Source organism: Plantibacter sp. 2H11-2 (genome assembly GCF_050031945.1).
Classification (GTDB): domain Bacteria; phylum Actinomycetota; class Actinomycetes; order Actinomycetales; family Microbacteriaceae; genus Plantibacter; species Plantibacter auratus.
The window spans coordinates 18,670-39,770 of the sequence record NZ_JBNBBL010000002.1; the positions used below are offsets into that span (position 1 = coordinate 18,670).

The following is a 21,101-nucleotide window of genomic DNA, read 5'->3' on the forward strand; positions in this document are numbered from 1 at the left end:
TGGGAATGTCTGGCGTCAGTGCTTGCGCGGGTCGATGCCCGAGGTTGGACCCGAGCATCGACCGGCGGTGTCGCAGAGCTTCGGGCCACCGCGCCTAGGGGAGGGGTGGCCGTATCTCCCGCGCACCCGAAGGGATATCGGGCTCGGGAGGCCGGAGGGTGATCGCGGGGGACGATCGGTTACTGGTGGAGGCGTTGGAAGAACTCCAACACAATATATATTAACAGCTCAGCGTTGCGTGTTGCTGTGGGATTGCTGGGAGTGCTCAGTCGGTCGCAAGGAGGCGCAGGATCCGCGCGGTCTCGGCCGCGACCGCGCTGCGACCGGCCCGGACGTAGGTGCGGGGGTCGACGAGCTTCGGCTGCTCGTCAAGGACGTCGCGCACCGCCCGGGTGAACAGTCCGTTGAGGTGCGTCGAGAGGTTGATCTTCGTCATCCCGGAACGGACCGCCGCGCGGAGCTCGTCGTCGGGGAGCCCGGAGGAACCGTGCAGCACGAGCGGGCCGGGCACCTCGCGGCGGAGCTGTGCGATCAGCGCGTGGTCGACGGCGGCCTCCCGGCTCGTCATCGCGTGCGAGGTGCCGACGGCCACGGCCAGGGCGTCGACGCCGGTCGCAGCGACGAACGCGACGGCCTCTGCGGGCACCGTGCGTGCGCCCGGAGCGTGGACGCCGTCCTTCCCGCCGACCTCGCCGAGCTCCGCTTCGACGGCCACGCCGCGCGCGTGGCAGAAGTCCACGATCTCCTTCGTCGCGCGGACGTTCTCGTCGTACGGCAGGGTCGAGGCGTCGTACATGACGCTGTCCACGCCGAGCTCGACACCCTCGCGCACGAGCTCGGCCGACTCCACGTGGTCGAGGTGGACGAGGACCGGGACCGTCGCTGCACGGGCGATGGCCAGCGAGGCGAGTGTGATGGGGGCGAGCGACCCGTGGTACCGCACGCAGTTCTCGCTGATCTGCAGGATGACCGGCAGCCCGGCCTCCTCGGCGCCGGCGACGATCGCCTCCGCGTGCTCGAGGAGGACCACGTTGCACGCCGCGATGCCGGCGTTCGAGGACGAGGCGTTGGCGAGGAGCGTGGTGAAGTCGAGGGCGGTGGTCATTCGGTTGCTCCAATGGGGTCGGGTGCGTCGGGTGCGTCGAGGAATCGGTGGAAGGCGGCGAGGTCGATCGCGCCGGCGATCGGTTCGAGCACGGCCGCCGCGCCTGCGGCCGCCGCCGTGCGGAGTGCCTCGGGAAGTGTGGCTCCCGCGCGGAGTGCTGCGACCAGGCCGGCCGTGGCGGCATCGCCGGCGCCGGTCGGGTTGCCGCTGACGCCGGGGACGGCCGGGACCTCGTGGGCACCATCGGCGTCTCCGGCGGTGAGGCCGTCGGCCCCACGGGAGATGACGACCGCGCGGGCCCCGAGCGCGAGGAGTGCTGCGCGAGCGGATGCGAGGTCGGCCGCGCCAGTCGCCTCGAGGGCCTCGTCGAGGTTGGGTTTGAGGATCGTCGCACCGGCGCGGGCCGCGGCGAGGAGCGCCGTGCCGCTGACGTCGACGATCACGGGGACGCCGGCGTCGTGGCCGGTTCGGACGAGGGCTTCGACGACGGTGTCGGGCGTGGCCGGCGGGAGCGAGCCCGAGATGACGAGTGCGCTCGCGTCCTGGAGGGCGCGTCGGAGCTCGGTCGTCAGGGTGGTCCACTCCTCGGGCGTCACGACCGGACCGGCCTCGGCGAAGAGGGTCGGATGGTGGATGCCGTCGACGACCGCGACCGTCGAGCGTGTCTCGGCGCGGAGCTCCACGACCCGGGTGGGGAGGTCGTCGGCCGCGAGGGCGTCCGCGAGCCAGGTGCCGGAGGCGCCACCGAGGGGGAGCACCTGCAGGGTCGGGACGCTGAGCGACTCGAGGACGCGAGCGACGTTCACGCCCTTCCCGCCGGCACGCCGCACGACGGACTGGACGCGTTGCGTGACCCCGAGCTGCTGCTCGGCGACCGTGTAGGTGATGTCGACGGCGGGGTTCGGCGTCACGACCACGACGCGACGCGGTGCGGGGGCGGTCGTCATCGGGCTGCCACCAGTCGGCGAGCGAGGATCCCCGCACCGACCGTGGCCGCCTCGTCGCCGTGACGAGCGGGCAGGAGCTGCGGGACGCGGACCACGTCGAGCCGCTCGCGGAGTCCGTGCTCGAGTGGCTCGAAGAGGGCGGCTCCGGCGAGGGCGAGCCCACCGCCGATCACGATGGCGGTGGGTGCGGCGACGACGGTGATGCCGGCGAGGGCCTCGGCGAGTGCATCGACGGCGTCGTTCCAGATGACGATGGCGGCGGCGTCACCGCTGGCGACGGCGTCGGCGACGGTCTTCGCGTCGCGGGTGCCCGCGCGTCGTGCGATGCCGCCCGCCGAGGCGAGTTCCTCGACCCGGAGCCCGCGGTGCGGGCCGTCCTGGATCACGCGCTGGCCGATCTCGCCGGCCCAGCCGCCGCCGGCGAAGGGGATGCCGTCGATGACGAGCGCCGAGGCCAGACCGGTTCCGACCGGTACGAACGCGATCGTGCCCGTGACGTCGGCTGCAGCGCCCGAGACCGCCTCCGCCAGCGCCCCGGCGCGGACGTCCTGCCCGAAGGCGAGCGGCACCTCGAGCGCAGGACGGAGGAGCTCGGGGAAGGCGAGGTCGCGCCAACCGAGGTTGACCGCGTGGATGCAGACGCCGTGCTCCTCGTCGACGACGCCGGGCACGACCACCCCGACGGCCGCTGGGGCTGCGACGCGGCTCGCGGCGCCGACGAGTCCGAGGACGATGTCGAGAGTCAGAACACCCGAGGTGTCGCCCGAAGGCGTCGCCTCGCGCCAGCGCCCGAGGACCGTGCCGTCGGCATCCGTCAATGCGGCTTTGATCCCGGTCCCGCCGACGTCGATGCCGAGGACCGCCCGCTCGGTCACGGCGTCAGGATGACGGAGCGCGTGAGCGAACGGGGGTGGTCGGCGTCGAGGCCGCGGGCCTCAGCCAACGCGACCGCGAAGCGCTGGGCGACGACGAGCCCGGCGATGGGGTCGAGGTCGTGCTGCACGAAGGTCGCTCCGGTGGCCGCGACGTCCTCCGGCAGGCCGACGGGCGTCGGGCCGAGGGACCAGACGAGTCGGCCGGGCTGCGCGATCGCGATAGGACCGTGGCGGTAGTCCATGGCGGGGTAGGACTCCGCCCAGAACTGTGCCGCCTCCCGTGTCTTGAGCGCGGCCTCGAAGGTGAGGCCCACGGCGTGCCCGAGTCCGATGAAAGAGACCTGGTCGGCGGCGAGGTACTCGTCGATCGGGATCTGCAGCGCCCGCTCGGCTTCCACGGCGAGTGCCTCGACGTCGTGGCCGAGCGAGCCGCGGAGGAGCGCGAGCGTCGTCGTGGCGAAGCGGGTCTGGACCACGGAACGCTCGTCGGCGAAGGGGAGGGCGATGACGTGTGCCGCCGGAACGGTCGCGGGGGAGTCGTCGACCGCGGTGATGAGGACGGTGGTGACCGAGTCGCCCACCGCCTCCAGCAGGTGCACGATCTCCGTGGTCGTGCCGGAGCGTGAGATGGCGACGATACGGTCGTAGTCGCGGATGCCGGGGAACTCCGAGCCCGCGAACGCGTCCGTGATGCCGAGCCCCGCCTGTTCGCGCAGCACGGCGTAGCTCATCGCGATGAACCAGCTGGTGCCGCACCCGACCACCGCGACGCGCTCACCTGGCTGCGGCAGTACGGCGGCGGCCTCCGGCACGAGGGCGGCGGCGGTGCGCCAGGATTCGGGCTGCGACGCCAGTTCGGCGGCGACGAAGGTCTCGGGCATGACGTGCCTTTCACGTGAGGGGACGCGATCGCAGCGTGGCGATACGTTGCCGCAACCATAGCGGATCGAATCTGATCGATACCAGTGCAAATCGTCAGAATCAATCAGACAGGCGCTGGCTGAGCGCCCATATGATGGTCACAGTACGCCCGACCCGACCGGAAAAGCAGGACAGATGACGCAGCAACAGCGACTCAACGCCCTGCTCGAGCTCGTGAGCGAACGCGGCAACGTGACGATCGCCGAGATCGGCGAAGCGCTCGGCATCTCCGCGGCCACCGCTCGTCGCGACCTGACGGCGCTCGCCGAACAGCGACTCGTCACGCGGACCCACGGCGGTGCCGCCGCCCTCGGCACCGGCTACGAGCTGCCGCTGCAGTACAAGATCGCCCGCCAGGCCGACGCCAAGATGGCCATCGCGAAGGCCACGGCCGCCCTGATCAACGTCGGCGACGCCGTCGGACTCAACGGCGGTACCACCACGAGTGAGGTCGCGCGCGTGATCGGGCGGAGCGAGCACCTCGTCCGTTCGGACGGCGACGCCTCGGTCACGATCGTGACGAACGCGCTCAACATCGCCTTCGAACTGTCCGTGCGCTCGCACGTGAAGATCGTCGTGACGGGTGGCGTCGCAAGACGCCAGTCCTATGAACTCGTGGGATCGCTCGTCGCGGGGGCGCTCGCCGAGATCGCCCTCGACGTCGCGATCCTGGGCGTCGACGGCCTGAGCGCGCAGTTCGGCGCCACCACCCTCCACGAGGGTGAGGCCTCGGTGAGCCAGGAGTTCGTCAAGGTCGCGAAGCGGGTCATCGTGGTCGCCGACAGCACCAAGATGACGAAGGCGACCTTCGCCCGCATCTGCCCGCTCGACCGCATCGACGTGCTCGTCACCGACCAGCCGGTGGATCCGACGCTTGCCGACGCCCTGGCCGCGGCCGGCGTTGAGCTCATCATCGCCGCCTGAGTCCTCTCCTTCCGGTCGCTGAGCCGCCCCCTCCCGGTCGCTGAGCGGCCCTTCCCGGTCACTGAGCCTGTCGAAGTGCCCCACCCTCCCGCTCGTTGAGCCCCCTCTCGGCCGCTGAGCCATCCCCTCCCGGTCACTGAGCCTGTCGAAGTGCGACTCCGCTCCCCATGTTTCCGCGCGGTAAAACCTCTCCACATCGGCCGCCCAGCACTTGTGTCGGCGCTGTGATCGCCTATTGTCATTTCATGATCGTTTTGGCATCATATGAATCAACTTCACGCAAGGAAGCTGATGTGATCGAGTGAGCACTGCACCAGCCACCACCCCAGAAGGCCTCCGGGTCGCCGTCATCGGCACCGGCCAGCGGGCCTACATCGCCGAACACGTCGCCACGAGCCCAACGTCCGCATCGGTCGTCGCGGCGGTCGACACCACCGAGATCGGTCGCGGTCGGGCACGGCAGCTGTTCGGCGACGACATCGAGGTGTTCGACTCCCACGAGGCGCTCATCGCGCAGGGCGGTGTCGACGCGGCGATCGTGACGACGCCCGACTGGACCCATAAGGAGATCACGGTCGACCTGCTGCGCGCCGGCATCGCGGTCTACCTGGAGAAGCCGCTCGCGATCACGCTCGACGACGCCGACGCGGTCCTCCAAGCCGCCTACGAGTCGCGGACGCCGCTCTACGTCGGGCACAACTTCCGGCATGCGGCGGTCGTCCGGCTCATGCACGAGGTCATCGAGCGCGGCGAGATCGGCGCGGTCAAGTCCGTCTGGGTGCGCCACTTCGTCGGCAACGGCGGCGACTACTACTTCAAGGACTGGCACGCCGACCGCTCGCGCGTGAACACCCTGCTCCTGCAGAAGGCGAGCCACGACATCGACGTCGTCCACTTCCTCGCCGGCGCGTACACGCAGCGCGTCGTCGCGATGGGCGACCTCGCGGTCTACGGCGACATCGACGATCACGAGGACCGCAGCGGCCAGACCATGGCCGACTGGTTCTCCTATGACAACTGGCCGCCCGAGGCGCAGCGCGGCCTGAACCCCGTGGTCGACGTCGAGGACGTCTCGATGATGCTCATGACCCTCGAGCACGGGATCACCGCCAGTTACGAGCAATGCCACTTCACCCCCGATTACTGGCGGAACTACACCGTCATCGGGACGCACGGCAGGCTCGAGAACATCGGCGACACCGCCGGTGGCACCGTCAAGGTCTGGAACCGTCGTCGCACCTGGAGCACCGAGGGCGACGTCGAGTACCCGATCGCGGGCGTCGAGGAGGGGCACGCCGACGCCGATCTCGACACGATGAACGAATTCCTCGCCTTCGTCGCCGACGGTACCCCGACCACCTTGTCGCCGGTCGCCGCACGCCAGGCCGTCGCCGCCGGTGCCCTCGCCGCACACTCCCTCCGCAACGGTTCGATCCCGCTCGACGTCCCGCCACTCGACCCCGCACTCGTCGAGTACTTCTCCTCCCTCACCGCCAGCACCGCACCGCACTCCCTCGACGCCGCCGCCCGGTAGCGCACCTCGAAAGGACTCCAGTCATGCCTTCGCCGTTCATGAACCGCAACGCCGCACAGGGTGGTCGCAACCGACGCCGTGCCATCCTCAGCGGCATCGGCCTCCTCGCCGCCGCCGCGCTCACCGCCGGCTGCAGCACCGGGGGCGGGGGCACCACCGGTGGCGAGTACGCCGCCGCCCCGAAGGACCTCAAGGCCGAGATCACCTACGGTGTCTGGGATCAGGCCCAGGTCGAGGCGATCGACGCCAACATCGAGGCCTTCAACAAGGTCTACCCCGACATCACCGTCAACGTGAACGTCACCCCCTGGGCCTCGTACTGGTCGAAGCTCCAGACGCAGGCCTCGAGCGACACCCTGCCCGACCTCTTCTGGTTGAACGGGCCGAACTTCCAGGTCTACGCGGCGAACGGCAAGATCGAGCCGATCACCGGCGCGGTGAAGGCGGGCGACATCGACCCGAAGAACTACCCCGAGGCCCTGAACGAGCTGTACTCGCTCGACGACACCCAGTACGGCGTGCCGAAGGACTTCGACACCGTCGGCGTCTGGGTCAACACGGCGCTCTTCGAGCAGGCCGGCGTCGCCCTGCCCGCCGACGACTGGACCTGGGACGACTTCGACACCGCCGCGCAGACGATCTCGACGAACCTCAAGGACCAGGGCGTCTACGGTGCGGCCGGCGGTATGGACGGACAGACCACCTACTACAACACGATCCTGCAGGCCGGCGGCGAGGTCATCAACGCCGACCAGACCGAGTCCGAGTACGACAGCCCCGAGGCCCAGGAAGGGCTCCAGTTCTGGACCGACCTCATCGCGAACGGCTCCTCGCCCAGCATGCAGCAGCTGACGGACACGCCGGCCGACCAGTGGTTCACCTCGGGCAAGGTCGCCATGTACTGGGGCGGCAGCTGGCTGCGACCCCTCGTCGGTGAGTCCGATGTCGCCGCCACCACGCAGGCCTTCCCGCTGCCCACCGGCAAGGAGCAGGCGACGGTCATCCACGGCGTCTCGAACGTCGTCGCGGCGGCGAGCAAGAACAAGCAGGCCGCTCAGGCACTGCAGGTGTTCCTGGCGAGCGAGGAGGCCCAGCAGCAGCAGGGCGATCTCGGCGCCGTCATCCCCGCCTTCACCGGCACGCAGCAGTCCTTCGTCGACTCCTACCCGACGATGAACCTGCAGGTCTTCCTCGACGCCCTCGACTACGCCAAGCCGCTGCCGGTGTCGGAGAACACCGCCGCGTGGAACGCGCTCGAGGTCGAGCTCCTGCCCGACGCGTTCAGCGGCGACAAGCCCGTCGCCGATGTGGCGAAGGACATCGCCGAGCAGATGAACGCAGCGCTGGCCAAGAAGTGACCGGTCAGACCGTGCTGCGCACCCCGTCGGCGCCGCTCTCCTCACGGAGAGTGGCCCGGCGGGGTGCCGCCCGCGGCGAGGGCGCCTGGCCGTGGGTCTTCGTCCTGCCGCTCCTCACCGGCATCGGCGTCTTCTTCATCTGGCCGATGATCCAGACCGCCTACTACTCGTTCACCGAGTGGGGCGTCTTCGGCGGAACCACCTTCACGGGTGTCGAGAACTACGTCCGGTTGTTCGCCGACCCGCGGCTCTACGCCTCCCTCGGCAACACGCTGATCTACACGGCGGTGGTCCTCCTCGGCATTCCGATCGCCGTCTACCTCGCGAGCCTGTTGAACCTCCCCGGCCTGCGGTTCGCGAGTTTCTACCGGGTGCTGTTCTTCCTGCCGTACGTCGCGATGCCGACCGCCGTGGCCATCGTCTGGCGGATCATCTTCAACGGTGACTTCGGCATCCTCAACTACACGCTGTCGCTCGTCGGCATCGACGGCCCCTACTGGATCAGCACGCCGGGCACCGCGATGTTCGCCGTGGCGATCGTCGGCCTCTGGTCCTCGCTCGGCTTCTCGATGATCATCCTGGCGTCCGGACTCAAGAACATCGCACCGGAGCTCTACGAGGCGGCCGAGCTCGACGGCGCCACCCGGTGGCGGCAGTTCCGCTCGATCACGGTGCCGCTGCTCACTCCGAGCATCTTCTTCGTCACGATCATCACGGTCATCTCGAGCTTCCAGCTCTTCGACCTGCTGTATGCGATCCTCGGCAGCACCAACCCGGTGCTCCCGAAGAGCATGTCGCTCGTCTACTTCTTCTACGACCAGGGCTTCGTCCAGAACGACAAGGGGTACGCGGCGGCGATCGCGATCGTGATCTTCCTGATCATCGGACTCGTGACGCTCCTCCAGTTCCGGCTCCAGAAACGATGGGTGAACAATGACTGAGCAACTCACGGCCACAGCACCGCTCACCACCCGTGCCGTCACCGTTCCGGGTTTGGGTCGTCCGTCCGCTGCGTCCGCGCGACGCCGCGAGGCCGGCCGCCCCGGCCAGCGTCGCGGGTCGCACGTCGTCGCCCACATCGTGCTCGGCGTCGGTGGCCTCATCATGGCGTTCCCGTTCATCTGGCAGATCATCATGTCGCTGTCGACGAACGCGGAGGTGCAGAGCGTGGTCCCCACGTTCTGGCCGGCCGAACTGCAGTGGCAGAACTACGCCGCTGTGTTCGAGCGCCTCCCGTTCCTCGACCAGCTGCGCACGTCGATCGTCATCACCGTGATCAGGACGCTCGCGCAGATCGTCCTCTGCACGATGGCGGGGTACGCGTTCGCGCGGATGCGGTTCCGCGGGCGCGCGGTGCTGCTCGCCGTGACGCTGTCGATCCTCGTGGTGCCGTCGCAGGCGTATCTCATCTCGCAGTACCAGATCGTGCAGGGCTTCGGTTGGCTGAACACCACGCTCGGCATCGTCGCACCGGGCCTGTTCAGCGCGTTCGGCACGTTCCTCATGCGGACGGCGTTCCTGAACCTGCCGACGGAGCTCGAGGAGGCGGCGCGGATCGACGGCGCCGGGCCCTTCCAGATCTTCTGGAAGATCATGCTGCCGCTCGCGAGGCCCAGCATCAGCGTCCTCGCGATCACGACCGTGCTCTGGTCGTGGAACGAACTGCTCTGGCCGCTCGTGGTCTCCACGTACGCCAACTCGATGCCGCTGGCCGCCGGTCTCGCGACGCTCTCGAGCGACAAGACGACGGACTACCCGGTGATGATGGCGGCGTCGATCCTCGCGATGGCACCGGTACTCATCCTGTTCATCGTGCTCCAGCGCCGGGTGATCGACGGGCTGGCGTTCTCCGGGCTGAAGTAGCAGTTCGCCCCGGTCCCTGCCCTTCGACAGGCTCAGGAACCGCTTGTCGAAGGGTGTGACCGGCGGGGCGTCACGCCTCGCCGGTGCTCCACCAGGAGGCGATCGGCGTCCCGTTCACGACGTGGTCGCCGATCGCCCTGGCCTTGAAGCGGGACGGGTTGTGCGAAGCGATCGTGCGGGCGTTCCGCCAGTGCCGGTCGAGCGCCCGGTGCGTCTCCACGGCGCTCGCGCCGCCCACGTCGAACAGGGCGGTCGCGGCGTCGAGCACGGCGGGCAGGATCACCAGCTGCGCGCGCGCCGTCGCGAGTTCGACGGCGGCGATCCGTTCGTGGACGAGATCCGGTTCGGCACCGAGGATCGCCGCGCTCGAACGCTCCAGCGCGGTCGTCGCGGCGGCCAGGGCGGCGTCGGCGGCGAACGACTTCGCCGACAGCTCACCGACGACCTCCTGCACGATCGGGTCGGCCTGTGCGGTCGACGCCGCACCGTGGCTGTAGGTCCTGGTCCGCGTCCGGACGAACACACCGGCGTCGTCGACGATGGCGCGGCCGATGCCCGTCACCGCCGCCAGCAGGACCAACTGCACGAACGCGCCGCCGTGCGAGGGGCGTTCCGGCTCGCGCCGGGTCACCGCCGACGCGTCGACGGCGACCTCCGTGAAGACGGTGGTCCCGCTGCCCGTCAGTCGTTGTCCGAACCCGGTCCAATCGTCGATCCGATCGACACCCGTGGCGTCCGTCTCCACGAGCACGGAGACGAACTCGCCGTCCTGTTCGGCGGCGACCCCGACGAGGTCGGCGAACAGGGTGCCCGTGCTGTAGAACTTGGTGCCGTTCAGTCGGAGACCGCCCGGCGTCTCGGTGAGCCGGGTGGCGAGGGATCCCACCTTCGCGGTCGACCGCTCGTGGCTCGCGTTGCCGACGATGGCTCCGTCGGCCAGCCGGGCGAGGCGCGCCTCGCGGTCCGCGGACGCCGGCGCGTGCAGAGTGCGGTCGATGTAGGAGAAGTGGGAGCGGAACAGTTGCGCGAGGTTCGGGTCACGTCTGGCCAGCTCGGCGAGCAGCTCGAACAGCTCGCCGTGCGTGGCCTCCTCGCCGCCGTACCGTCGCGGCAGCGTCACGCGGGTGAAGCCTGCTTGACGCAGTGCCTCCACCTCGGCATACGGCAGCCGGCGCTCACGCTCCCGTTCGGCGGCGTCCCGCCCGAGCTCGTCGAAGAGCGGCGCGAAGCGCTGCGCCAGGTCCCGGTCGATCGTCGCCGTCTCGCTCATGCCTGCTCTCCATCCGCCGGAACGGGCTCGGTCTCGTGTCGCGCCCCCGGAGCCTGCCACTCGGGCAGGGTGCCGTTGAGCTCGAACTGCCCGAGTGCCGCCGAACGCTGCACGGCGGGATTGTGGGAGGCGATCGTCCGGACGTTCCGCCAGTGCCGGTCCAGCGCGGTCGACCGGCCGACGGCGGAGGCACCACCGACCTCGAACAGGCGGCTGAGGGCATCGAGGACGAGCGGGAGGACGACCTGCTGGACGCGGAAGACCTCCAGGAGTGCCGAGCGCGCGGCGTCGGGATCGGAGGTCGGTTCATCCAGGGTCCGAGCGGACGCGAGGACGAGCGCGCGGGCCGTATGCACGACGCTGCTGAGCTGGCCCACGATCGACTGCACGAGCAGATCCTCGCGTGGCAGGTGCTCGCCCGCGTAGCCGACGGTCCGTCGCCTGGAGCGCACGTAGTCGACGGTGTCCTCGAGGGCACGTTGCGCGATGCCCGCCACCACACCGAGCAGGATGAGCTGTTGGAGGGCGCCCGTCCGGTGCCACCCCGCCGCGTCGCCGCTGTGGACGACGAGGTCGCGCGGGTCCACCGGTACGCGGTCGAAGGTGGTCGTCCCACTTCCGGTCAACGGTTGTCCGAAGCCGTCCCAGTCGTCCACCGAGCGGGTGCCAGGATCGTGCGCGGAGACGGTCACGGCGACGCGGTCGGTCCCGTCGAGCGCGGACAGGTAGATCCAGTCGGCGTAGATGCTGCCGGTCGTGTAGTACTTCGTGCCGGTCACCGTGAGGAGTTCGCCGTCGCGGTCGAGGACGGTCTCGAGGTGCGCGGTCGCGTGCCGCTCCGACTGCGCGTTCCCGACGAGGTCGCCGACGCTCAGCCGGGCGAACCAGTGCTCCCGATAGGCGGTGTCGGGCGAGGCGAGCAGCGCCTCGACGAACAGGATGTGTCCCCGCCAGACGTGCCCGAGGCTCGAGTCCGCCGCCGAGAGCGTGATGAGCCGCGCGAACAGCTGCTCGAGCGTGAGCCCGCCGCCGCCGGACGCGACCGGGACTCTGGCAGCGGCGAAGCCCAGGTGCTTGAGCTCGGCGACCTCGTCGAACAGGAGGCGCCGGTCGGTCTCGCGCGACACGGCGCCGCCGCGGATGGAGGAGAGGAACGAGTCGAAGTCGTCAGCGCTCATCGGTGCAGCACCCGCTTCGCGAACACGTTGCCGAGCAACTGGGCGAGCTGCACGAGCAGGACGAGCGTGACGACCACGAGTCCGACGACGATCCAGTCGAACCGCTGGTAACCGTAGGTCATGGCGAGGTCGCCGAGGCCGCCGCCGCCGAGCACACCTGCCACGGCCGTCGCATCGACGAGGGCGACGAGGATGTACGTCAGCCCGAGGATGAGCGGGCCGAGCGCTTCGGGCACGACGATCGTGAACAGCACCCGCACGGGGCTCGCACCCATGGCCGCGCCGGCCTCGATGGCGCCCGGTGAGACGGCGACGAGGTTCGACTCGGAGACGCGCCCGATGGCGACGCTCGCGACGAGGATGAGCGGGATCGTCGCCGGAAGCGGTCCGAGGCCGGTGCCGAACACGAGCCGTGTGAGCGGGATGAGCGCGATCGCGACGATGAGGAACGGTACCGGTCGGACGACGTTGATGATGACGTTCAGGACGCCGAACACGACGCGGTTCTGCAGGAGGTTGCCGGGCCGGCTCGCGTAGAGCAGGAGGCCCAGCAGGATCCCGATGACCGTCGCGACGGCGAAGGACACGGACACCATGAGGCCGGTCTCGCCGATCGCCTTGAGGAGACGCGGGAAGAACGCGTCGGGGTCGAAGTCACGCATTGGTGGTCTCCTTCAGGGAGTTGGAGTCCTCGGCGAACGGTTCGTGCCCTTCGACAGGCTCAGGGACCGGCGCAGGTTCAGGGACCGGCGCAGGCTCAGGGACCGGCGCAGGTTCAGGGACCGACGCGGTCGGCGCCGGGTCGATCGCGGTGACCGTCGCCGTCGCGCGCAGTCCCTCGATCGCGGCGTCCACGCGGTCGTCCGGTCCGAGCAGCTCGACCGTGAGACTGCCGAACAGCCGCCCCTGGAGTTCGTCGACGCCGCCGAACACGACGTTGAAGTCGATGTCGTTGTCGCGTGCGACCCGCGAGAGGAACGGGTGGTTGGTGTCGCGGTCCTCGACGTGCAGCTGGACGAGGCGCCCGTGGTGCACGGCTCGGATCTTCGCGAGCACCTCGTCGGAGGGGATGTGGTGGAGCACCGACGAGACGAAGCGTCGCGCGGTCGCGGTGCGTGGTGCAGAGAACACCTCGTACACACTGCCCTGCTCCACCACCTCGCCACTCTCCATGACGGCGACCCGGTCGGCGAGTTCGCGGATGACGTCGATCTCGTGAGTGACGAGCAGGATCGTGACGCCGTACTCCTCGTTCACCCGCCGGAGGAGCTCGAGGACCTCGCCGGTCGTCTGCGGGTCGAGGGCGCTGGTCGCCTCGTCGGAGATGAGGATCTCGGGGCGGGTGGCGAGGGCGCGGGCGATGCCGACCCGCTGCTTCTGCCCGCCGGAGAGCTGCGACGGGTAGGCGAGGGCCTTGTCGCTCAGCCCGACGAACGCGAGCAGCTCTTCGACGCGGTCGAGGATCTCGGCGTCCGGCACCTTCGCGAGTTTGAGCGGGTAGGCGATGTTCTTGTAGACGGTCCGGGACTCCAGGAGGTTGAACTGCTGGAAGATCATGCCGATCCGCTGACGGGCGGCGTAGAGCGCCTGCCCGGCGAGTGCGGAGATCTCGAGCCCCTCGACGATGACCCGCCCGCTCGTCGGCCGCTCGAGGGCGTTGACGGTGCGAAGGAGCGTCGACTTCCCGGCGCCGGAGTATCCGACGATGCCGAAGATCTCACCCCGCTCGACCGTCAGGTCGACGTGGCGCAGCGCCTCGAAGGCACGGCCCTTCACCTCGAACGTCTTGCTGACGTCCTCGAAGACGATTGCTGTGTTCATCACCTGCTCCTCTCGCGGGCGGGCCGTCCGGGAGACCCCGGACGGCCACTGCGTGGTGGCCGCCGGTCATCGGGAGGCGATGACCGGCCGCCGTGGTGCTACTCGGCTTCGGCTTGGAGCTCGGCGAGCTTGTCGCGGAGGTCCTTCACCGGGACCTTCACGAGGATCGAGTTCCCGGCGAACTCATCGTCGAGCGCCTCGGCGACGCGCGGGTCGGCGTAGGTGTCCTCGAGGATCTTCCAGGCCGGGTTGTCTTTGTCCTCTGCGCGGGTGGCGATGACGTTGACGTAGGGCAGGTTCTTCTCGGAGAGCGAGTCGTCGAGGAAGAGCGCGTCGTCCTTCGTGATGCCCTGGCTCGGGTCGAAGTAGGAGGTCCCGACGACGACGGCCGCGAGGGACGGGTCGTCGAACTGCTGCGGGATGCTCGTCGCGGGCAGTGGCACGAACTGGAGGTTCTTGTCGTTCGCGGTGACGTCCTCGACGGTCGGGAAGTTCCCCGCGTCCGCTGCGATCTCGATGAGTCCGGCCGCGGCCAGGATGTTCAGGGCACGGCCGCCGTTGGACGGGTCGTCCGGGATCGCGACGCGCGCGCCGTCGGCGAGGTCCTTGACGTCGGTGAGCGTCTTCGAGAAGACGCCCCACTGCGTGATGACGGTCGAGAACACCGGTGTCAGGTCGGCGTCGTTCTCCGCATTGAAGGCCGAGAGGTAGAGGATGTGCTGGAAGGCGTTCGCGTCGACGGTGCCGGCGACGAGTTCGGTGTTCGGGAGGACCCAGTCCTTCACGTTCACCCACTCGACGTCGAGGCCCTTCTCGGCGGCGACCTCCTTGACGGCGTCCTGGAACTGCGTGTCCTCCGACACCGCGATCTTCACGCTGAGGCGCTCGGCGGGTGCGTCGGAACCGGTCGCCGCGTCGGCGGCACCGTTCTGGCCACCGACGACGACCGAGACGACGACGGCGATCGCGGCGACGGCCACCACCGCGACACCGCCGATCAGCAGGTTCCGACGCTTCCGCTTGCCGGAGGCGATCGACGCCCGCAATTCGCTCGGTTCTGGTCCCGTGTGCTCACTCATGATGGTCCTCGGCTCTGTCTGTGGGTGCACTGGTGCGTGCACGGAGCCAGTTTCCACAGGCGTGCGGAGGGACGCCCGTTGCGTTACCGCGGACCGTCACCGTTCGAGATGAAACGTAAACGCGCAGCACGGACGGGCGATCGTCCCTACACTGCGGCACGTCGACCGGCGCTCCGCACCTCCGGTCCCTGAGCTCCTTCTCCGGTCCCTGGGTTCCTGCTCCGGTCCCTGAGCCCGTCGAAGGGCGGGGTCAGGCGGGGTGGACGACGTTGCTCCGGCGGCGGGCGAGGCGTCGGCCCGCGAGCTGATCGAAGATCGGGCAGTCGGGTGAGGGGATCGGCGACCCGTGGTGGGGCGGTGCTCCGGCCAGAGGGGTCAGTTCCGGAGGAGAGGACGCCGCCCGCGCGTCGAACCCGTGGGTGAGCGTCGTGAAGATCGGGGACGCGGAGCGCGGCCGGCGCGCGGACGAGCTGGGCACGGGGTCCTCTCGGGAGTCGGCGGCGAGGGCTTCGCGATCACGGTGAGTACGTCGCGACAGCGGTGCTCATATTCTAGAACATGAATGCTGAGTGTCGGCCGCCACCTGTCAGGCGGCCACCGTCACCCGACGTCGTATCGCGCCAATGCATCGGCGTCCTGGGCGATCCGCGATGCCCGGCGGGCGGCGTCGAGCGCCTCGACCGGATCGTCGACCGCTGCCGCCTCCGCGAGCGCGAGCTGCCGCTGTGCCTCGGCGAGGCGCGTCCTCGCGTCGGCACCCACCCTCCCTCGGTGCGCGGAGATGACGTCGACGGCGACGCGGATGTTGCTGTCGGCGGTGAACAGTGCCCCGCGCATCGCCTCGCGTGCGTTGTCGAGGCGCTGCTGTGCGCTCCGGGCGGTCGCGAGGGCCGCGTCGAGATCGATGTCGGCGGCGCGAACCGCCTCCAGGCGTCGCATCGGATCGGGCAGGACGCGGTCGCCGTCCGTGGACGTGGTCGACTCCGCCTCCAGGAGCGCGCGGTTCGCCCGCTCGACGGCAGCCGCGATGACGGCGGCCGTTTCCGCGCGTTCCACCGTCGCGCCCAATGCTTCCGCTTCGGCGATCACCGTGCGGAGCTCCCGCCCCGCTGCGGCGAGTTCGGTCTCCGCTGCAGCGATGCCCGCGAGCGAACGCTCGACGGCGTCCAGCCGGTCCTCCGCCTGCTGCAGCTCGCGCCCCAGGGCGTGCAGTGACGCGGCGGCCGGCCGGCCGGTGCCGATCCGATCCTTCGTCTTCGCCGCATCGGCCGTCGCCTGGTCGACTGCGTCCTGCGCGGTCCGGCGGAGCACCCGGGCGTCCTCGACGGCGCTCGCCGCATAGCGATCGGCGGCCGAGGCGATCGCGAGGCCGGTGGTGGTGAGTCGTTCGCGCGCGCGGTCGATGCGTCGCTCGAGCTGGTCGAGGAGGTCGGGGGCCGAGCGCTCAGCTCCACGCCGCTCGTCGAAGCCGCGCAGTCGCGCGCTCAGCGTGCGCTCGACGTCCTCGCAGACGCTGATGATCCGCTCGTTCCAGGTGCGACGCTGCGCCTCCGTGTCGGCGATCTCGTCCTCGAGCGACTGACGGAGCCGGAACGCCTCCCCGAGCGCCGAGCGCGCCGAGGCGACGTCGGCCGCATACCCTCGGGCGGCTTCGCGTCCGAACTCCGCTTCGGCGAATCCGACCTCGTCCTCGGCCTCGCGGACCGCGTCGTCGGTGCGGACGAGGGCGATGCCCGCGCGGCGGTGGAGGTCGTCGATGGAGGCGACGGGGGTCTTCGGGTTGCGCCGACGCAGCAGGGTGGCGAGCAACCAGACGATGATGCCGACGCCCCCAAACACGATCAGCGAGGGGAGCCACCACAGGTCGTCCATGGGCTCCAGTCTACGAACGCGGGACGGGCGTCGGCTGGGAAGGACGTGGCGTCGGGCGTCGGTCGTCGACGGCGTTTCGACGCCTGTCGAGCTTCCTCGGGATCGAGTTCGACGCGTCGGTCCGCGGGGCTACCCTGAACCCATGACCCGCCAGCAGCGCCTCGTGCTCACGATCGCGATCCTCTCCTCGTTCGTGGCGTTCCTCGACGGCTCGGTCGTGAACGTCGCGCTCCCCGCGATGACGAAGGAACTCGGCGGCGGCCTCATCGTGCAGCAGTGGGTGGTAGACGCCTACCTGATCACCCTCGGGTCCCTGATCCTGCTCGCGGGCTCGCTCTCCGACGCGTTCGGGCGCATCCGCATCCTCCGCATCGGGCTCATCGGCTTCGGCGTCACCTCGATCCTGTGCGCGGTCGCACCGACCGCCGAGGTCCTCATCGTCGCCCGGCTGCTCCAGGGTGGCGCGGCCGCGCTGCTCGTGCCGAGTTCGCTCGCCATCATCATCTCGACGTTCAGCGGCGTCGCGCAGGGCAAGGCGATCGGCACCTGGACGGCATGGACGGGGGCCGCGGGCATCACCGGCCCGCTGCTCGGCGGGGTGCTCGTCGACACGCTGTCCTGGCGCCTCATCTTCGCCATCAACATCATCCCGATCATCGTCACCCTGTGGCTCATGATGCGCACCGACCGCGTACCCGAGCCCGAACACCGCCCGCGGATCGACGTCGTCGGCGCGGTGCTCGGCGCCGTCGGGCTCGGCGGCCCTGTCTTCGCGCTCATCGAGCAGGAGCGCTACAGCTGGTCGAGCCCGATGCTGCTCGTGCCGCTCATCGGCGGGGTCGTGTCCTTCATCGCATTCCTCTGGTGGGAGCGCCACCACCCCGACCCGATGCTGCCGCTGTCGCTTTTCCGCGTGCGCAACTTCGGCTACGGCAACATCGCGACCGTCTTCATCTACGGCGCCCTCTCGCTCGGCTTCTTCGCCATCGCCGTCTTCATCCAGCAGACGGCGGGCTTCAGCGCCACGCTGGCAGGCATCGCGACGCTTCCGCCGACGCTCGTCATGCTCGCGTTGTCGTCCTGGTTCGGCAAGCTGGCCGGCAAGCACGGACCGCGGCTGTTCATGACGATCGGGCCGATCGTCGCCGGCGTCGGCTTCCTGCTGATGATGGGTGCGCAGCAGGACCTGAACTACTGGGTGCAGCTGTTCCCGGGCATCCTGCTCGTCGGTCTCGGCCTCGCGATCACGGTCGCGCCGCTCACCGCGGGCATCCTCGGATCGATCGACCCGGCCCATGCCGGCATCGGATCGGCGGTCAACAACGCGGTGTCGCGCGTGGCCGGCCTCGTGTCGATCGCCCTGGTCGGCATCATCGCCGGTGGCGCGCTCGGCGTCGACGGGTTCCCACGGGTGGTCCTGGCGACCGCCGTGTTCATGTTCGTCGGCGGTGTGGTGTCGTTCGTCGGCATCCGGAATCCGCGGACCGCGACCGCGCCGGAGACGACGACCTCGTCGCCGGCCTGACGCTGTCGCCTGGCGGCGAGCCCTCGGTCAGCGCGGGTCGACACCCGTGACGGCGGGCGCGGTGGTGGCCGCTCCGATCACCGCGTGGAGCATCTCGCGGAGCTGGGTGAGATGCTCGGCGTCCATCCGGAGCTCGTTCATGACCCGGTGCGGGATGGCCTCCGCCTGGGTGCGGAGCTCACGGCCGGCGGTGGTGAGCGAGACGTCGAGGACGCGCTCGTCGAGTCGGCTGCGGTCGCGTCGGACGAGCCCGGCGGTCTCGAGGCGCTTGAGGAGCGGGGACAACGTCGCCGGCTCGAGCTGCAGCGCTCCGCCGAGGTCCTTGACCGAGCGCGGGCTGTGCTGCCAGAGGGCGAGCATCACGAGGTACTGCGGATGGGTGAGACCGAGCGGTTCGAGGATCGGCCTGTAGAGCGAGATGACGCTGCGCGACGCGACGGCGAGCGCGAAGCAGACCTGGTTCTCGAGCTGGAGCAGGTCATCGGCCGTGGCGACGGTGGTGGATTCGTTGGCGGTCACGGTCCCATCGTACCCAAATGATTAGTACACTCATCAATATGAGCGAGAAACGATCCTTCCGGGAGTCCGTGCGCGAGGCCGGTGGTCTGTACGGCTGGGTGAACGGCCGCATGTGGAAGGTGCTCGGTCCGCCGCCCCTCGGTCCCTACAACGAGGAGCCGTTGCCGCCGGCCGCGCAGTCGGGGTGCCCGATCTGCGGCCACGCCATGTCCGAGCACATCGTCGACCGCACGACCGGCCCGCGCACGCAGCTGCACTGCCCGAAGGCGCCGGCCGCCTGAGGGCGGTCTCCATCCCGGGTGGCAGGACGTCATCCTCCAGGTGCATGCGGGCTTCCGCCACGCCTGCTGAACTGGTGATATGCCTCAGGTCAACATTTCTTCCACGCCGCCGGTCCCGTCCACCGGCGACGCCACCTCGCGTCGCTGGCACCTCATCGACGCCCTCCGCGGGTTCGCACTCGTCGGCATCGTCTTCGTCAACGTCCCCGACATCACCCGGCTCGGTAGCGACATCCCGTTCGACCAGCGACAGTCCACGCTCATGGACACCGTGCTCGAGTTCGCGGTGCAGACGCGGTTCGTCCCCATCTTCGCCTTCCTCTTCGGGCTGAGCTCGATGCTCGTGATCCAGGGCGCCCGCCGTCGCGGCACCGGCGCGCTCGTCCCGATGCTGCTGCGTCTCGGAGCGTTGCTCCTGATCGGTGTCGCGCACGGGTTCCTCTACCCGGGCGAGATCCTCCGCGAGTATGCGATCTGCGGGATCCTCATGCTCCCCCTCATGCTGTGGTTGCCGCGCTGGGCGCTGCTCGGGTCCGGCGTCGTGCTCACGATCGCCGCCTACGCGCTCACGGGCGGTGGGCTCGCGACCCTGCCCGGACTGTTCCTCGCCGGCGCGGGGGCGGCGGCGTACGGCTTGCCGAAGGTGCTCGACGCCGGCGGGCGGCCCGTGTGGACCACCTTCCTCGTGGCGACGGTCCTCGCCGTCCCGGCCATCGTCTGGCAGACCACCGAGCCAGGCGACCCGCGGTTCACGAACGCCGGTGGGATCGCGGGCGGGATCCTCGCCGTCGTGTACGTCACCGGATTCGCGCTGCTCTGGCAGACGCCGGTGCGTCGGGTGCTCGCGGCCGTCTTCGAACCTCTCGGTCGCATGGCCCTCACCAACTACCTCGCCGCGAGCGCCGTGTTCGCGGTCGTCGGGCTGGTCGTCCCCTTCCGGGAGATCGACGACCTGGCCGCGGTGAGCGTCGGGGCGCTCGCGCTCATCGCGGTGCAGTCGGTGCTCAGCCGCCTCTGGCTGCGACACTTCCGCTACGGGCCGGTCGAGTGGGTGTGGCGGATGGCCACCTGGCGTCGCGCCGTCCCGCTGCGGGGCGCTGCGCTGCCGGCCGCCTGAGCACTGAGTCGCCCGGAACTGCACGGTTTCGGCTCGGATTCGTGCAGATCCGGGCGACTCAGCGGGGCGGGAGTGAGGCGGTGGCGGCAGCGATCGCGACCGTGTCCGCTGGTTCGCGTCCGAGCAGAGTTCGGAGGTCGTCACCCCTGCCGTCGAGGAATCCGTGCCGGACGCTGCTGAAGATCGACATGAGCATGGCGGGCTGGAATGGCTTGAGCGCGGCCTCAGCCAGCGTCGACCGCTGCTCGGCGAGGGAGACGCTGCGAAGCGGGACGGCCAAGCGATCGGCCACCTGCGCGGCCGTGATCGGTTCGCCCACGAGGTCGTAACTGCGACCGACGTGGTCCGACGGTGACATCGCGACGACGGCCGCGGCCTCGGCGAGGTCGGCTCTTGCGACGGCGGCGAGCGCGCCGTCGCCGAACGCCGAACCGAGCGAGCCGCCCGACCACGCCAGGAGCGACCCGAACAGCTCGGCGTACAGGCCGTTCCGCAGGATCGTCCAGGCCAGGCTGCTGTGCTGCAGCCGACGCTCGGTCCACCGGTGCGCGAGCGCGAACGCGAGGTGGTCTCCGGCCGAGGTGAGGCTCGTGTACACGACGTGCTGAACCCCGTCCCGCTCGGCCGCGGTGATCGCCGTCTCGTGTCGGGCGATCACGACGTCGTCCTCGGCTTCACCCGCCGATACGAGGACGAGCGTGTCGAGCCCGACGAAGGAGACGGTGTCGGGGTCGTCGAAGTCGATCCGTCGCGTGCCGTCCTGTCCGCTGCGGTTGCTCGCGAGCGGTGCAGCCCCACGGGTGGTGAGCGCATCGAGGATCGCGCTGCCGAGTTGGCCGGTGGTTCCGGTGACGAGGATCATTTCAGGGCCTTTCGGTGTTCGGACTGATGACTCGGACGAGTCTGCGTCCC

General features: G+C 69.8%; 21 protein-coding genes. 8 read left to right on the forward strand and 13 right to left on the reverse strand.

Going from position 1 to position 21,101, the window contains the following annotated elements; genetic code table 11:
• Positions 1-265 precede the first annotated feature (265 nt).
• The 4 genes from ACQG07_RS04365 to ACQG07_RS04380 are packed head-to-tail and all read right to left on the reverse strand — an operon-like array spanning position 266 to position 3,808.
• Entirely contained in the window at positions 266-1,105 is an 840-nt protein-coding gene (locus ACQG07_RS04365; RefSeq protein WP_426737376.1) for a class II fructose-bisphosphate aldolase, read from the reverse strand.
• The gene (locus ACQG07_RS04370) at positions 1,102-2,052 is read right to left on the reverse strand and encodes a 1-phosphofructokinase family hexose kinase (protein ID WP_426737379.1); all 951 of its coding nucleotides are present in this window, start codon (positions 2,050-2,052) and stop codon (positions 1,102-1,104) included. The genes ACQG07_RS04365 and ACQG07_RS04370 overlap by 4 nt, the downstream gene beginning before the upstream one ends.
• Positions 2,049-2,927 carry an ROK family protein gene (locus ACQG07_RS04375; RefSeq protein ID WP_426737381.1) on the reverse strand — a complete coding sequence of 293 codons (879 nt, stop codon included), beginning with the start codon at positions 2,925-2,927 and terminating at the stop codon, positions 2,049-2,051. The genes ACQG07_RS04370 and ACQG07_RS04375 overlap by 4 nt, the downstream gene beginning before the upstream one ends.
• The gene (locus ACQG07_RS04380) at positions 2,924-3,808 is read right to left on the reverse strand and encodes an SIS domain-containing protein (RefSeq protein ID WP_191941948.1); all 885 of its coding nucleotides are present in this window, start codon (positions 3,806-3,808) and stop codon (positions 2,924-2,926) included. Before ACQG07_RS04380 ends, ACQG07_RS04375 begins: the two co-directional genes overlap by 4 nt.
• A gap of 175 nt (positions 3,809-3,983) precedes the next feature.
• On the opposite strand from ACQG07_RS04380, the gene ACQG07_RS04385 reads away from it, so the two are divergent.
• The 5 genes from ACQG07_RS04385 to ACQG07_RS04405 all read left to right on the forward strand — a co-directional run bounded on the left by ACQG07_RS04385 (position 3,984) and on the right by ACQG07_RS04405 (position 9,527).
• On the forward strand, positions 3,984-4,772 hold the full coding sequence (locus ACQG07_RS04385) for a DeoR/GlpR family DNA-binding transcription regulator (protein WP_079706484.1): 789 nt from the start codon (positions 3,984-3,986) through the stop codon (positions 4,770-4,772).
• A 301-nt stretch (positions 4,773-5,073) separates the two neighbouring features.
• Complete coding sequence (locus ACQG07_RS04390; protein WP_274500214.1) at positions 5,074-6,306, forward strand: Gfo/Idh/MocA family protein; 1,233 nt, start codon at positions 5,074-5,076, stop codon at positions 6,304-6,306.
• A 23-nt stretch (positions 6,307-6,329) separates the two neighbouring features.
• Positions 6,330-7,664, forward strand: a complete 1,335-nt coding sequence (locus tag ACQG07_RS04395; RefSeq protein ID WP_426737384.1) for an ABC transporter substrate-binding protein — start codon at positions 6,330-6,332, stop codon at positions 7,662-7,664.
• A complete protein-coding gene (locus ACQG07_RS04400) occupies positions 7,661-8,605 on the forward strand; it encodes a carbohydrate ABC transporter permease (RefSeq protein ID WP_236555274.1) in 945 nt (314 codons plus the stop codon). Before ACQG07_RS04395 ends, ACQG07_RS04400 begins: the two co-directional genes overlap by 4 nt.
• Positions 8,598-9,527: a carbohydrate ABC transporter permease gene (locus ACQG07_RS04405; RefSeq protein WP_426737387.1), complete on the forward strand. Its 930-nt coding sequence runs from the start codon at positions 8,598-8,600 to the stop codon at positions 9,525-9,527. The genes ACQG07_RS04400 and ACQG07_RS04405 overlap by 8 nt, the downstream gene beginning before the upstream one ends.
• Positions 9,528-9,597: 70 nt before the next feature.
• Here the strand turns inward: ACQG07_RS04405 and ACQG07_RS04410 are convergent, their stop codons facing one another.
• From ACQG07_RS04410 to ACQG07_RS04440, 7 genes are all read right to left on the reverse strand, one after another.
• A complete protein-coding gene (locus tag ACQG07_RS04410; RefSeq protein WP_426737389.1) occupies positions 9,598-10,797 on the reverse strand; it encodes an acyl-CoA dehydrogenase family protein in 1,200 nt (399 codons plus the stop codon).
• Positions 10,794-11,975: a hypothetical protein gene (locus ACQG07_RS04415; protein WP_426737391.1), complete on the reverse strand. Its 1,182-nt coding sequence runs from the start codon at positions 11,973-11,975 to the stop codon at positions 10,794-10,796. Before ACQG07_RS04415 ends, ACQG07_RS04410 begins: the two co-directional genes overlap by 4 nt.
• Positions 11,972-12,637 (reverse strand): methionine ABC transporter permease, encoded by a 666-nt coding sequence (locus tag ACQG07_RS04420; protein WP_426737393.1) that lies wholly within the window; start codon positions 12,635-12,637, stop codon positions 11,972-11,974. The genes ACQG07_RS04415 and ACQG07_RS04420 overlap by 4 nt, the downstream gene beginning before the upstream one ends.
• Entirely contained in the window at positions 12,630-13,796 is a 1,167-nt protein-coding gene (locus ACQG07_RS04425; RefSeq protein WP_426737395.1) for a methionine ABC transporter ATP-binding protein, read from the reverse strand. The genes ACQG07_RS04420 and ACQG07_RS04425 overlap by 8 nt, the downstream gene beginning before the upstream one ends.
• A 98-nt stretch (positions 13,797-13,894) precedes the next feature.
• Positions 13,895-14,875, reverse strand: a complete 981-nt coding sequence (locus tag ACQG07_RS04430) for a MetQ/NlpA family ABC transporter substrate-binding protein (protein ID WP_159876028.1) — start codon at positions 14,873-14,875, stop codon at positions 13,895-13,897.
• A 250-nt stretch (positions 14,876-15,125) separates the two neighbouring features.
• Positions 15,126-15,353: a hypothetical protein gene (locus ACQG07_RS04435; protein ID WP_426737398.1), complete on the reverse strand. Its 228-nt coding sequence runs from the start codon at positions 15,351-15,353 to the stop codon at positions 15,126-15,128.
• Positions 15,354-15,475: 122 nt separating this feature from the next.
• Positions 15,476-16,747 carry a hypothetical protein gene (locus ACQG07_RS04440; RefSeq protein ID WP_426737401.1) on the reverse strand — a complete coding sequence of 424 codons (1,272 nt, stop codon included), beginning with the start codon at positions 16,745-16,747 and terminating at the stop codon, positions 15,476-15,478.
• Positions 16,748-16,889: 142 nt separating this feature from the next.
• Here ACQG07_RS04440 and ACQG07_RS04445 point away from each other — a divergent pair, with 142 nt between their 5' ends.
• A complete protein-coding gene (locus ACQG07_RS04445) occupies positions 16,890-18,272 on the forward strand; it encodes an MFS transporter (RefSeq protein ID WP_426737403.1) in 1,383 nt (460 codons plus the stop codon).
• 27 nt (positions 18,273-18,299) lie between these two features.
• On the opposite strand, the gene ACQG07_RS04450 is transcribed toward ACQG07_RS04445, so the two are convergent.
• The gene (locus ACQG07_RS04450; protein WP_191941939.1) at positions 18,300-18,791 is read right to left on the reverse strand and encodes a MarR family winged helix-turn-helix transcriptional regulator; all 492 of its coding nucleotides are present in this window, start codon (positions 18,789-18,791) and stop codon (positions 18,300-18,302) included.
• A gap of 38 nt (positions 18,792-18,829) precedes the next feature.
• On the opposite strand from ACQG07_RS04450, the gene ACQG07_RS04455 reads away from it, so the two are divergent.
• Both ACQG07_RS04455 and ACQG07_RS04460 read left to right on the forward strand, forming a co-directional pair.
• The gene (locus ACQG07_RS04455; protein ID WP_064296841.1) at positions 18,830-19,072 is read left to right on the forward strand and encodes a hypothetical protein; all 243 of its coding nucleotides are present in this window, start codon (positions 18,830-18,832) and stop codon (positions 19,070-19,072) included.
• Between the two features lie 79 nt (positions 19,073-19,151).
• On the forward strand, positions 19,152-20,189 hold the full coding sequence (locus ACQG07_RS04460; protein ID WP_426737406.1) for a DUF418 domain-containing protein: 1,038 nt from the start codon (positions 19,152-19,154) through the stop codon (positions 20,187-20,189).
• A gap of 58 nt (positions 20,190-20,247) precedes the next feature.
• On the opposite strand, the gene ACQG07_RS04465 is transcribed toward ACQG07_RS04460, so the two are convergent.
• Positions 20,248-21,051: an NmrA family transcriptional regulator gene (locus tag ACQG07_RS04465; RefSeq protein ID WP_426737408.1), complete on the reverse strand. Its 804-nt coding sequence runs from the start codon at positions 21,049-21,051 to the stop codon at positions 20,248-20,250.
• Positions 21,052-21,101 lie beyond the last annotated feature (50 nt).

Bases quoted from the DNA above. Each gene is read 5' to 3' on its own strand.
- ACQG07_RS04365 (WP_426737376.1), bottom strand. From the start codon at position 1,105: ATGACCACCGCCCTCGACTTCACCACGCTCCTCGCCAACGCCTCGTCC.
- ACQG07_RS04370 (WP_426737379.1), bottom strand. From the start codon at position 2,052: ATGACGACCGCCCCCGCACCGCGTCGCGTCGTGGTCGTGACGCCGAAC.
- ACQG07_RS04380 (WP_191941948.1), bottom strand. From the start codon at position 3,808: ATGCCCGAGACCTTCGTCGCCGCCGAACTGGCGTCGCAGCCCGAATCC.
- ACQG07_RS04385 (WP_079706484.1), top strand. From the start codon at position 3,984: ATGACGCAGCAACAGCGACTCAACGCCCTGCTCGAGCTCGTGAGCGAA.
- ACQG07_RS04395 (WP_426737384.1), top strand. From the start codon at position 6,330: ATGCCTTCGCCGTTCATGAACCGCAACGCCGCACAGGGTGGTCGCAAC.
- ACQG07_RS04405 (WP_426737387.1), top strand. From the start codon at position 8,598: ATGACTGAGCAACTCACGGCCACAGCACCGCTCACCACCCGTGCCGTC.
- ACQG07_RS04410 (WP_426737389.1), bottom strand. From the start codon at position 10,797: ATGAGCGAGACGGCGACGATCGACCGGGACCTGGCGCAGCGCTTCGCG.
- ACQG07_RS04415 (WP_426737391.1), bottom strand. From the start codon at position 11,975: ATGAGCGCTGACGACTTCGACTCGTTCCTCTCCTCCATCCGCGGCGGC.
- ACQG07_RS04420 (WP_426737393.1), bottom strand. From the start codon at position 12,637: ATGCGTGACTTCGACCCCGACGCGTTCTTCCCGCGTCTCCTCAAGGCG.
- ACQG07_RS04425 (WP_426737395.1), bottom strand. From the start codon at position 13,796: ATGAACACAGCAATCGTCTTCGAGGACGTCAGCAAGACGTTCGAGGTG.
- ACQG07_RS04430 (WP_159876028.1), bottom strand. From the start codon at position 14,875: ATGAGTGAGCACACGGGACCAGAACCGAGCGAATTGCGGGCGTCGATC.
- ACQG07_RS04440 (WP_426737401.1), bottom strand. From the start codon at position 16,747: ATGGACGACCTGTGGTGGCTCCCCTCGCTGATCGTGTTTGGGGGCGTC.
- ACQG07_RS04445 (WP_426737403.1), top strand. From the start codon at position 16,890: ATGACCCGCCAGCAGCGCCTCGTGCTCACGATCGCGATCCTCTCCTCG.
- ACQG07_RS04455 (WP_064296841.1), top strand. From the start codon at position 18,830: ATGAGCGAGAAACGATCCTTCCGGGAGTCCGTGCGCGAGGCCGGTGGT.
- ACQG07_RS04460 (WP_426737406.1), top strand. From the start codon at position 19,152: ATGCCTCAGGTCAACATTTCTTCCACGCCGCCGGTCCCGTCCACCGGC.
- ACQG07_RS04465 (WP_426737408.1), bottom strand. From the start codon at position 21,051: ATGATCCTCGTCACCGGAACCACCGGCCAACTCGGCAGCGCGATCCTC.